This is a genomic window from Streptomyces sp. 2P-4 (assembly GCF_030167965.1).
GTDB lineage: Bacteria > Actinomycetota > Actinomycetes > Streptomycetales > Streptomycetaceae > Streptomyces > Streptomyces globosus_A.
The window spans coordinates 6920112-6930105 of record NZ_CP095011.1; the positions used below are offsets into that span (position 1 = coordinate 6920112).

Consider the following 9994-nt stretch of genomic DNA (forward strand, 5'->3'; position numbering starts at 1 on the left):
AACGGCGGTGGGTGGGGTTAGTGACGGACTGCGGAAAGCCAGCCGTCGAAGGTGATGTCGAAGGCGTTCAGAGCGGTCTTCCAACGCATGGTCCAGCGGGCCTGGCCCTTCCCGGTGGGGTCGAGGGACGTGATCGCCATGTAGACGCATTTCAGGGCGGCCTGCTCGTTCGGGAAGTGTCCGCGGGCCTTGACCGCTCGCCGGATCCTGGCGTTCACGGACTCGATCGCGTTCGTGGTGCAGACGATGCGGCGGATCTCGGTTTCGAACCGCAGGAACGGGGTGAACTCCTCCCAGGCGTTCTCCCAGAGCCGGACGATCGCCGGATACTTCCTGCCCCAGGCGTCGGCGAACTCCGCAAACCGCTCGAGTGCGGCCTCTTCGGTCGCGGCGGTGCAGACCGGCTTGAGGAGCTTGGCGATCTTGTCCCAGTCCTGGCGGGCCGCATAGCGGAAGGAGTTCCGCAGCAGGTGGACCACGCAGGTCTGCACGATCGTCCTCGGCCAGACGGTCTCGACCGCGTCGGGCAGGCCCTTCAGGCCGTCGCAGACGAGCATGAGGACATCGTTCACGCCGCGGTTCTTGATCTCGGTGAGGATGTGCATCCAGTGCTCGGCGCCCGCGCCGCCGTCGCCGGCCCACAGCCCAGGATGTCGCGGCGGCCTTCGACGGTGACGGCCAGGGCGACGCAGACAGGCCGGTTGGCGACGGCTCCGTCACGGATCTTCACGTGGACCGCATCGATGAACACCACCGGATAGACGCCGTCCAAGGGCCGGCTCTGCCATTCGGCCATGCCCTCGAGGACCTTGTCGGTGATCGTCGAGATCGTCTGGCGAGAGACCTCGGCGCCATAGACCTCGGCCAGGTGGGCCTGGACCTCACCGGTCGTCAGGCCCTTCGCGGACAGGGAGATGACCATCTCGTCCACGCCGGACAGGCGCTTCTGCCGCTTCTTGACGATCTTCGGCTCGAACGAGCCGTCGCGATCGCGGGGCACGGATATCTCCACCGGCCCGACCTCGGTCAGGACGGTCTTCGCGCGGGTGCCGTTGCGGGAGTTGCCGCCGTTCTTCCCTGCCGGGTCGTGCTTGTCATAGCCAAGATGGTCGGTGATCCCACCCTCCAGGGCAGACTCCAGCAGCCGCTTCGTCAACTGCTGCAGCAGCCCGCCCTCACCGGTCAGCTGCACGCCCTCGGCCTGGGCACGGGACACCAGCTCATCAATCAGCCGGCCGTCCACCTGATGATCTGCGGGTTTTTGTCGGTGGTGGTTCGGCATCGTGATGTCAGTCCGTTGGCGCGCTGTCCTTGCTGTTCAGCTCGTCGCGGTGAGTGGTTCGAGCGATGACATAAATGCCGATCCGGTGCTGACGTTGTTGCTGATGATGCGGGTCAATCGGTTGCCGGTCGGTACAGCATCGGGTGGTCAGGGTAGCTGTGGCTGTGGCTGGGTGCCGGCGGTGGGGATGGGGCCGCCAGTGTCGCCTTCTACGGTGTGGGTTTCAGGCTGTAGCGGATTCCCGTTGCGGTGAGGCGGAGTTGTTGGCCGTCCTGGGCCGTGATGAGGGGGAAGAGCGGACTGTCCGGTGCACGGCCCTTGAGCTGTCCGTGGATGCCGGCGGCGCGTACGAGGCGGCGCGCCCAGGTGGGGAGGGCGTGGAGCCGGCATCGGCGGTGGGTTGTGCTGTCGTGGACTTTGACGGCGGTCGCCGTTTCGTTGATGTCGATGCCGCGGATCAGCGCGAGCCGGCTGATGTCTGCCCTGGTGACCGCGTGGATGGTCAGGGCCGTCGCGTGGAGGGGGTGCGCCACAGTGTTCAGCCGGGCGGCGAGGACGTCTGCCGGCGTGCGGTCATGCCCTGGCGCTGGCGGTGCCCCGCTCTTGGCGGAGGTGAGCACGGGCGCGCCCGGGCACCCGGCGCGTTTCGGACGGTCTGTCACCACGCCGTTGGGCCATGCCGGGGAGGTGATCCACGGCGCGTCGGCCAGGCCGGAGGCTGGTCCGGCGGTCGCTTGCTGTCCGGCGCTTCGCGTGGCGTCTGGTGAGTGTTTCGTGCGGTCCAGGACAGCACGGGCCTGGGGGAGGGTGTCGATGAGGTGGCACGGAGTCTGTTCGAGGAGGGTTCTCAGGGCTGGGCCGGCGGGCCGGTGCCACAGGAGGGTGAGGTGGATGCCGCAGCGTTCGCGCAGGGCGAGTAGTTGTTTCTGTCGGGCGGTGGTCAGGCGGTCGGTGCGGCAGACGATGAGATGTCTGATGCGGTGGGTGAGGATCCAGGCGGCGACGGCGTCCCAGGCGGGGCGCTGGGAGTCGGCCCATGTCCCGTAGGTTTCTCCGCCCTGGGGGAGGCGTTTTCCCAGGGCGGAGAGCAGGTCGTGGGCGAGGGCGGCGGGCGCGCCGTTGGCGGGGCTGGGGTCGACGGTCAGACGCCCCAGGGCAGGTTCGTGTGCGGTATGCGCGGCGGCCGTCCAGGCGGGGTGGTCGTCTTTGTCGATGAGGACAGTGACGGCCGGGGGGCCGCCGGCCGTCACTACATGCCGCCGATCTTGCTGTAGACCCAGCGCACGAGGTCTTCGTCGACCTGTGCGAGGTTCAGTTTCTTCATGCCGGAGAGGATGTGGGTGGTGATGTTGGCCCAGTTGCGGAAGCTGCCGTGGGCGGCCTGCTTGTCGATCGCGTCGATCAACGCGGTGTCGACGTCTGCCCAGACGGGGTGGAAGGCTGGGATCGTGGCCCGGACCTCGTCTTTGGACATGCGGGTGAACTCCTGCCAGATGAAGATCCTGGACGCCAGCATGGGTTCGCGGCGTAGGACCTTAGCAGCCGTCGCCTCCGGCGAAGATCACGGCTATGTTGGTGCGTTTGTCGTCCCACAGGTGGCGCCAGAACTCGAACCCGGTCTTCTTCATCCACTGCGCCTCGTCGCAGACCAGGACCCGGAACTCCTCGGCGAGCGTTTCCTTGAGGAGGGTGTCGAACTCGATCGGGCGGGTCGGCGGCTCACCGGGCAGCCCCAGCGCCTGGAAGAGACCGTGGCGGATGTCCCTGGGGGTCGGTCCGGCCCGTAGTTCCAGGCGGTGGGTGATGTCCGGGGCGAGGTGGCGCAGGGCGGAGTCCACCGACATCGTTTTGCCGGATCCGGCCGGCCCGTAGACGCACATCATGGCCTTCGCCTCGATGACGGCCTCGATGTTGTCCCGGGTGGTCAGCAGCGTGTCGGTGCCGACCAGCTGGGCCTGCTCCAGGCCCAGGAAGTGGTCTTCGCTCTCGTCGGGCAGCAGCCCGTAGTCCAGATCAGCGATCATCAGCGTGGTCCTCTTCAGGAGTGGATGTGCGCGCCGTCCTGGGGCGGGCCCAGGTATCGGGTGCGGGGCCGTGCGGAACCAAGTCGGGACGGGCCAGCGCACGGCGGTCCGTCTGCGCCGCTGCTGCCAGCTCCTCTTCCGCCTGTGCGGAGGTCGGTGCGACGAGTGGACGAGGCGGGGCTGCTGTGGTGGAGGCTTCGAAGCGCCGCCGGCGCAGCTTCTCTGCAGCCCTCAGATCGGCCTTGAGCCGCCGGGCGGCCGCTGTGCGTGCTGCCTGGACGGAGCGGATCTGCTCCCGGCTCGCCGCGGCGGCCAGGAACGCAGAGCCGAGGTGGCGGCCGGTTGCGGCGTCGAAGACTTCGATGGTGTCGTCGTGGTGGGGTAGGTGTCGTACCGAGACCTTGGTGCCGGTCCGGCCGTTCATCCACGGGGCGAGGTAATCGCGGCGGCGCCAGCGCACCCCACTGGTGCTGATCGTGTACGTGCGGCCGTTGTCCTCCAGGGCGAACGTCGCCAGCTGCCCCGCGGACACGTCCGTGAGCGGCGTCGCATCAGCCTGCCACGCCTCGACGGGAGTCTTCCCGTGCAGCGCGGACGGGTGATGGCGGGTGTTCCACCAGGTCACCCAGTCCAGCAGCAGGCCCACGAACGCCTCGTAGGTGAGCGGTGGAGCCTCGGGGTCGGCGAGCCGACCGCTGGTGAGTCTCTGGCGGCCGGTGTAGCGGGGGAGCGAGATGAGGAACATCTCCTCCACCGCGTCGTTCAGCGCCTCGATCGTGCCCTTCAAGTGCGGGCTGTAGGCGGGCAGATCGGTCACGGGAACGGCGAACGCGCCCATCGCCGCGGTGACCGCCCGGCACAGGAACTCCTTGCCGCGGTCGACCCGGATCTGACCGGGCAGCCCGCCCACCGGCCCGAACGGCTCCGTGCGGGTGATCGCGATCCGTAAAGACGCCAGCACCGCGTCCCGGCTCGGCGCGTGCGCGGTGACCGCCACCCCCGTGATCGCCTTGGTGGCGCAGTCGATGAACCAGGTCACCCACGGCGTGGCCAGCTCACCCTCCACGTCCACCTCGACGGGCACGTGCTTGTGGTCGCCCTCCCATACCGCGTTGCGGTGCGTCGCCGGCCGCTGCCGGAAGACGTCATGCGCGCGCCGCGCCGCTTCCCCGCTCTTGAGGCCGGCCCGTTCCCCGCGGGTCAGGTCCCGGCGGATCGCCCGGTGCAACGTGGAGAGCGACGGTACCGGGGGCGCGTCTGGATCCTCGGCCGCCCGCTGCACCAGCTCGGCGTGGACCCGGGACGCGTTCCCGCCCCACAACGCAAGCAGCCGCCGGACCTCCGTGGTGACCGTGAAACGGGACGACTCCACCCGGGCGAGACGGTGATCCTCCTGGGCAGCGGCCAACCACCGCCACACCGTCCGCTCCGACTTCCCCAACGCCTGAGCCACCAGGCGTACATGCGCGGCCGTCAGCTCTCCACGTCCGTCGAGGTCCAGCAGCCGGGGCATCGCCGCCGCCCGCCCCGACGCCAGCGGGAACACGGCCATCGGACCGTCTTGCCGATCCTCGGCACGGCTTCCCGGCATGTGCGGCCCCTCTGCCCGAGTACTGGACAGCACGGCCTTGCCGTCCTGGTCCCAGGTATCCCAGTCCTTCGGCACCCAACTGACCGGAATCGGCATACGGCTGACACAAACCATCGCCATCCGCTACGGCTGCGGCCGCCACCACGACCCCGGCCTGGACGAGCGGATCGTTCCTGCCCCAGCTCGGCGGCGTGGCCAAACCCGTCTATCAGGCGGTGGAGGCCCCCCGCGCGCATCAGCGCGGCGGGTACCGACCGGTGGGCGGGCCTGCTCAAGCAGGCGATGCCGGGCGGCCTGGTGCGCGACGCGATCCTGGCCTCCCCGGCCTGGCCGGACATGGCTGCCAAGACGGCCCATCTCGACCAGCAGGGTGTCGACGTCGCCTCCTTCCTGACTGCCGCGCACGCCCACGGCGTCGGCGTCGACCAGGCTGTCGCCGCGCTCCTGGCCCAACAGGGCGCCGCCGCACCGGCCGCCGGACCCGCGGCCGGGGTTCCCGCCGCCCCGGCCCGCCCCCGCCTCCAATCAGTCGGCCCCGCCGCTCCGGCGCCCGCCCCCGTCTGCTCCTGATCAGGCTCCGGCCCTGGAGCCGGTGGTGGTGAGCGCGGACGCCCGCGCGATGTGGGGCCGCTGACCGAAGGCCTGGCGTTCCGAACGACCTGGACCTGTCCGACCGACCCGCCGCTCTTGAGCAGCTCGGCGTCAGCGGGGCGGCGAACAGCCGACTGGTGAACATTGCGAAGGACTACATCGGCTCCGAACGGGAGACCCCCCTGCTGGTGGGGCCTGGCCCCTGCTCGCGGCCCGCATGGCCGGCGTCGCCCGCGGCCCGGAAGGAGAGCAGGGGCTGCGCGCCCGGTTGAAGGCCGCCTTGATGGACAACCCTGCCTGGGAGCAGGGCCCGCTGGGCGAGCTCGCGGGCCGCATGGTCGGCCAGGTCCTGCGCGCCCTGACCACCCCGCCCGGTGCCCCGATCCCTGACGGCCCCCACGTCTCCGCGACGGCCGCCCGCTCCCGCTCCACCACCACCCCCACCGGCGCCGCGCCCGGCCAGGCCGCGCCCTCGGAGCCCGCCGTGCCCGCGCACCGGCAGCAGCCGGCCCCCGCCCGGACTGCGGGCCGGGACCGGTGATGGCCACAGGCCCTGGGCGGCGGGGAATCGGTGCGTGGGCGGAGCGGGGACGGGAGCGGGCCGGTGGCTGATGCGGTGGTGGTGCCCGGTTGCGTCGGGAGTTCGCCGACCTGGTGGCCGAGCACTTCATCGACGCCATGCCCACGACCGCGGGCATGGCGGTCATCGACTTCATGATCGCCCGCTACGGCCAGGAAGCCCTGTGGGCGCTGGTCGCCGAGTTGCAGACCCCACCGTCCGGCCCACCGGCCGCTGGTGACCGCTCCGGCCATGGGGGCCGGATCTCGGAAGCCGTCACGCAGGGAGCCGGCCGAGCATGCCTGGGGTGGGCAGGCTCGGCCCTGGCACTTTGTGGATCAGCCGCCGTAACGGATGCGCAGCCACCACAGGGGAAGGGCGACAACGGCGACTCCGAGTTCGTAAGAGAAACCCTCGATGAACCGCATACGAGCTTGGCTTGGACGGGTTCTCGATGTCTGTCGTGCAGTCTTTGTTCGGTTAAAGATCCGATCCAGCAGATTCATCCTGCTGCCCCTCTCTGATCCTTCTGAAGTCGCCTTTCGGCTGTGGGGAACTCTAGGGCAGAGGCGAGGTAGTCCACGCCTGACGAATACCTGCTTGGCGGCACCTGTTTACTGTTGTCAACTATTTTTGGGGGAGATCGAGTGAGGATTGCGTCCGGACACCATCCGGATTCCGTTTCCGGTGGTGTCCTGGTGCGCCCAAGCCCTCAACGGACTGCGGGCGTCCGGACGTGTCGCGGACACCGCGTCCTGAGCGTGTCCGGACGATGTCCGTGCATTTCGAAGGGGTGGGTAGTGAGCGTTGTGGAACCGGGCACGGGCGCGTGGGACATGGTGTCCTGATCTTGTCCGGGCATGTCCGGACACTTTGTCCGGAGGTGTCCTGATCTTGTCCGGAACTCCGCGGCGACATTGATGGCCATTCAGGAGCAGGTGCGTACGCAAATTAGCGCTGTCCGAGTGGAGTTCGGTTAGTTGCCAAGAACACAGTGCGGACTTCGGAGTCTAGAGTCGAGCCAAGAACTCCTCTCCGTTAATAGCCTTCGCGATTCTCTGTTCGAGAGAATAGAAATATGTGGATGTGGCGCTACTGCGCGGCTGCCCAGTCGATGCCGAGGTGGGCCAGCGCCTGCAGCTGCTCGGCGCTGAGCCGGTCGCGGCGTTGGCGTTGGTTGGCCAGCCAGACGCCCGTGCGGTGCTCACTCCCGTCCGGGAGGCGTTCGACGTGGAGCGTCGGAGTACCGCCGCCCTCCCGGGCGAGGTACTGCGCGAGGGCCTGTACGCCCGCCTCGAAGGCCGCCGCGCTCCGGCCCGACGTGGTGGTCGGCTTCTTCTGCGCAGGCGCGCTGCGGACCTGTACGACCCGCGCGGGGGTGACGCCCAGCTTGCTGAGCCGGGCCTGCTGCTCGGTGTTCAGCCGGGCCCAGTCCCGCCGTTGGGTGGCCAGCCACCGGCCGACGTCCTCGCCGTGCCGGGTCACCCCCGGGGTGATGGCCTTCAAACGGGCGCCTTCGGCCAGGAGCTGGGCGAGGTAGGCGTAGTGGCGTTGCCAGTCCACCGCCCACCCGCGTACGGCGGGGTTCCAGTCGGGGTCGATCGCGGCCAGCGCCGCCGCCCGCCGCTCGGCGCGCACCGGGTCCTTCCAGCCCGCCGGCCCGGCGCACGTTCGTCAGCCACTGTCCGACCTGGACGTCGAGGATCGCCGCGCCCGCGGGGGAGGTGCCATGCAGCCGGTGGTACGCCCGCGCGGCCGCGGTTCTCCTCGAAGGCGGCGTCCGCGGTGTCCCACGATCCCGAGCCTCCAGCTCGGCCGCCCGCTCCCGGTCATGGTCCCTGCGCGGTACGCCCTGCGCTGGTCGGAGAGCCACCGCCCGAGCGGGTACGGGCCCTCGGTGTGCTCGTAGGGCACCTGGAGGTCGCCCTCGCGCTCGCGGTACCGGAAGGCCGCCTCCACACCCCGACGCCAGTCCTGCCGCTCGGTGTTGAAGACCTGGTAGCTGATCCACTTCGCGATCAGCGCCGGATCCCGGGGGACCGCGAACCGGAGCAGCAGCCGGTTCTCCTCCTCGCCCTCGGCGGGCGCCCTCCCGACCAGAGGCGACGGCTGAACGATGCGCTTCTGGTTTTCCTGAGGAATTGCGAGCATTTCCACGGCACGCTCATCATGCGCCCGGAGCCCATTCAATACGCGAATAAGAGGGCCGTACGATTTCGAGGTGAGAATGTCCTCGGGTTTCTCGTCCTCCCGCAAAAATACGGGCACGATCAAGGTGGCCATCTTCCCCTGGCCTGGCTTCTGGCGCAGCGCCCGGCCGATGGCCTGCACGATGTCGACGGCCGATCCCTTGGGGTCGATCAGCGCTACCGAGTCCACTGCCCGGATATCGACGCCTTCCCCCAGAACGCGACAATTCGCGAGCACGGCGCGGCCGGCCCGGCGGCCGAAGTCGGCGAGCACGGCGGCCCGGTGCTCGGCCTCGTGCTCCCCGCGCAGCCACCCCGCCCACACCGTGGCGGGGTGCCGGACGGGGTCGACGGCGTGCAGCCGGGCGGCGACGCGGTCGAGGCCTTCGGCGAAGGCCTGCGCCTCGACGGTGCGGTGGTGGAAGGTGATCGTGGTCTTCAGGTCGTGCTCGGCCATGGTCTCCAGCAGCGTCGTCTGCACCGCGGCCAGCCGCTGGCCGCGCAGCCGCTCCTCCCACCGCTCCTCGCTGTAGAGCCTCTGCGGTGTGACGACCGGGTCGACCAGCTCGGCGACCACGACCTGATACCTCGCCAAAAGCCCGCGGGCGATGGCGTCGGCGAGCGACAGCTCGTAGACGACGGGCCCGAACACGCGCGGGTCGTCCATGGAGCAGGCCATCTCCTTGGGGAGCCGGTCCCACCGCGACCGCGGCACGTAGACCCGGCCCTCGGCCTCGGCTTTCCGCCGCCGCTCCTCCTCTTCCCGCCGCCGCTCCTCGGCCTGCTCCAGCTCCTGCGCCCGCGTCCTGGGCGGGCGTTCGGCCCAGATCCTCGGGGTGGCCGTCATGTACAGCCGGCGCCGCGCCGGAATCACCTCCTGGCGGTGCACATCCGCCCACGCCTTCCCCGCCGACCCGGACGTGCGGTGCGCCTCGTCCACGACCACCAGGTCGAAGGCCTCCATCGGCAACCCGTACTCCCCGCGGTGCGCCTCGGCGATCACGGGCAGGGAGGCATAGGTGGCGTAGACGGTCACCGGCCCCCGGCCGTGCCACAGCGCGAGCTGCGGCGCCGACGTCGTCGACCGCACCTGAAGCCCGTAGAGCTCGACGTTGTCCTCCAGCGAGCACACCGCGACAGCCGGCCCGTCGTGCCCCGCCGTACGCCACTCCCGGGCGGTCTGGGTCAGCAGGTCCAAGGTGGGCAGCAGCACCAGGACCCGCCCGCCCCGGGCCAGCCGCAGCGCGGCCGCGGTGGCAATATGAGTTTTCCCGGTCCCGCACGCCGCCACCACCGTGGCCCGCAGACCCGCCTTAGGGATCCGCTTTCCCGGCGGGATATCGAGCCCCCGGACAATCGCCTCCACCGCTTCCTCCTGATGAGGCCGGAGGGTGATTCCACCAGACTTCTGCATTCGCTTTCTCCGTCGAATAGAGGCGTCTCAGGTCCGGGGCAGTCGCGGGTTTCTCGGGTTGGTACACACCATCCGATTCCCGTGCACCGGATGCGCACTGGAAGACAGCACACCAGAATCTCCGGGAGGGAGTGCCAGACTTCCCGGGATCCTACACACCTACATCTGCTCCTGATGTAGACTCGACTCTACCGCGACGATGCACCCCCGCGGACCGGATCCCCGAACCTTCTCCCCCATCGGGGATCCCACAGCCCGTCAGCCGAGAGAGACCGCCACCCTCCCGCTGCTGCCAGCCGGGCCCGCTTGCGGGCCCTTCGGACTGGAGGCGAAGCCGGAAGGCC

At 69.7% G+C, this 9994-nt stretch carries 9 protein-coding genes and 1 pseudogene; 3 read left to right on the forward strand and 7 right to left on the reverse strand.

What is annotated here, in order from left to right:
- Window positions 1-17: 17 nt before the first annotated feature.
- From MUK52_RS30950 to MUK52_RS30970, 5 genes and pseudogenes are all read right to left on the reverse strand, one after another.
- Window positions 18-1282 (reverse strand): annotated as a pseudogene (locus tag MUK52_RS30950) (IS256 family transposase).
- 209 nt (window positions 1283-1491) lie between these two features.
- Complete coding sequence (locus MUK52_RS30955) at window positions 1492-2532, reverse strand: hypothetical protein (protein WP_284581615.1); 1041 nt, start codon at window positions 2530-2532, stop codon at window positions 1492-1494.
- Window positions 2532-2756 (reverse strand): hypothetical protein, encoded by a 225-nt coding sequence (locus tag MUK52_RS30960; RefSeq protein ID WP_284581616.1) that lies wholly within the window; start codon window positions 2754-2756, stop codon window positions 2532-2534. The genes MUK52_RS30955 and MUK52_RS30960 overlap by 1 nt, the downstream gene beginning before the upstream one ends.
- Before the next feature lie 61 nt (window positions 2757-2817).
- Window positions 2818-3306, reverse strand: coding sequence for an ATP-binding protein (locus tag MUK52_RS30965; protein WP_284581617.1), 489 nt, complete (start codon window positions 3304-3306; stop codon window positions 2818-2820).
- Window positions 3296-4819, reverse strand: coding sequence for a TnsB C-terminal domain-containing protein (locus MUK52_RS30970; protein ID WP_472912542.1), 1524 nt, complete (start codon window positions 4817-4819; stop codon window positions 3296-3298). The genes MUK52_RS30965 and MUK52_RS30970 overlap by 11 nt, the downstream gene beginning before the upstream one ends.
- Window positions 4820-5194: 375 nt before the next feature.
- Between MUK52_RS30970 and MUK52_RS30975 the strand changes: the two genes are divergently transcribed.
- The 3 genes from MUK52_RS30975 to MUK52_RS30985 all read left to right on the forward strand — a co-directional run bounded on the left by MUK52_RS30975 (window position 5195) and on the right by MUK52_RS30985 (window position 6571).
- Complete coding sequence (locus tag MUK52_RS30975; RefSeq protein WP_284581619.1) at window positions 5195-5467, forward strand: hypothetical protein; 273 nt, start codon at window positions 5195-5197, stop codon at window positions 5465-5467.
- A 304-nt stretch (window positions 5468-5771) separates the two neighbouring features.
- A complete protein-coding gene (locus MUK52_RS30980) occupies window positions 5772-6029 on the forward strand; it encodes a hypothetical protein (RefSeq protein WP_284581620.1) in 258 nt (85 codons plus the stop codon).
- Between the two features lie 113 nt (window positions 6030-6142).
- Window positions 6143-6571 carry a hypothetical protein gene (locus tag MUK52_RS30985; protein ID WP_284581621.1) on the forward strand — a complete coding sequence of 143 codons (429 nt, stop codon included), beginning with the start codon at window positions 6143-6145 and terminating at the stop codon, window positions 6569-6571.
- 568 nt (window positions 6572-7139) lie between these two features.
- Here MUK52_RS30985 and MUK52_RS33230 read toward each other — a convergent pair.
- Window positions 7140-7685, reverse strand: a complete 546-nt coding sequence (locus MUK52_RS33230; RefSeq protein ID WP_350206306.1) for a helicase associated domain-containing protein — start codon at window positions 7683-7685, stop codon at window positions 7140-7142.
- Window positions 7686-7721: 36 nt separating this feature from the next.
- On the reverse strand, window positions 7722-9650 hold the full coding sequence (locus tag MUK52_RS30990) for a DEAD/DEAH box helicase (RefSeq protein ID WP_350206308.1): 1929 nt from the start codon (window positions 9648-9650) through the stop codon (window positions 7722-7724).
- Window positions 9651-9994: the final 344 nt, after the last annotated feature.

Coding starts and splice junctions, on each gene's coding strand:
- MUK52_RS30970 (WP_472912542.1), bottom strand. CDS start 4,819: ATGCCCCGGCTGCTGGACCTCGACGGACGTGGAGAGCTGACGGCCGCG.
- MUK52_RS30980 (WP_284581620.1), top strand. CDS start 5,772: ATGGACAACCCTGCCTGGGAGCAGGGCCCGCTGGGCGAGCTCGCGGGC.
- MUK52_RS30960 (WP_284581616.1), bottom strand. CDS start 2,756: ATGTCCAAAGACGAGGTCCGGGCCACGATCCCAGCCTTCCACCCCGTC.
- MUK52_RS30965 (WP_284581617.1), bottom strand. CDS start 3,306: ATGATCGCTGATCTGGACTACGGGCTGCTGCCCGACGAGAGCGAAGAC.
- MUK52_RS30990 (WP_350206308.1), bottom strand. CDS start 9,650: ATGCAGAAGTCTGGTGGAATCACCCTCCGGCCTCATCAGGAGGAAGCG.